This window comes from Vibrio sp. 1562 (assembly GCF_033340155.1).
GTDB lineage: Bacteria > Pseudomonadota > Gammaproteobacteria > Enterobacterales > Vibrionaceae > Vibrio > Vibrio alginolyticus.
Genome location: NZ_JAWOVY010000818.1, coordinates 1 through 508, shown reverse-complemented (window position 1 = coordinate 508; position 508 = coordinate 1). Strand labels below are relative to the sequence as shown.

At 38.2% G+C, this 508-nt stretch carries 1 pseudogene; it reads left to right on the top strand.

From position 1 onward, the window contains the following. Positions 1 to 294 precede the first annotated feature (294 nt). Positions 295 to 508: pseudogene (locus tag R7Z49_RS27845) on the top strand (diguanylate cyclase); the annotation flags it as partial.

Here is a 508-nt window from a genome sequence, read left to right as displayed (position 1 = left end):
CCTCGACTATCTAAAATCCCGTTTAGAAGAAGAAAAACGCATCTAATTTGATAGTTTTCTTGTTAAATGTGTGAGTAAGCGACTACTTTGAAATTAATGCCTCAAACTTTGATAACACTCTAGTCTTACTAGACTCACCTATTAGTGTTAATTCCTTATCTGTTGGGATTCAAAGTTTGAAAAATCTCCTGAAGTAAACGATAGTTTACTTGATGCATATCAAATTATAAGTCGTCGTGTCGCACAACTATCAAAGCACGATATGAAATTAATAACGGCTAGGTAACGTGTTTAATGGATCATGTACAAATCAGTGTCCAAAAGCTTGATGAAATATTGAAGCTCAATGGGAGCGCTCTGCTCAACAGAGTGACTTTAGATATCCATCAACAGTTGAAGAGTCATTGTACATGCGTTGTTGAAGTGGCTCATCTTCAACATGCTGCGCACACCATTTCCTTTGCAAGTGGCGGAGAGATCTCAGATAACCTCAGTTACCACCTGTCGG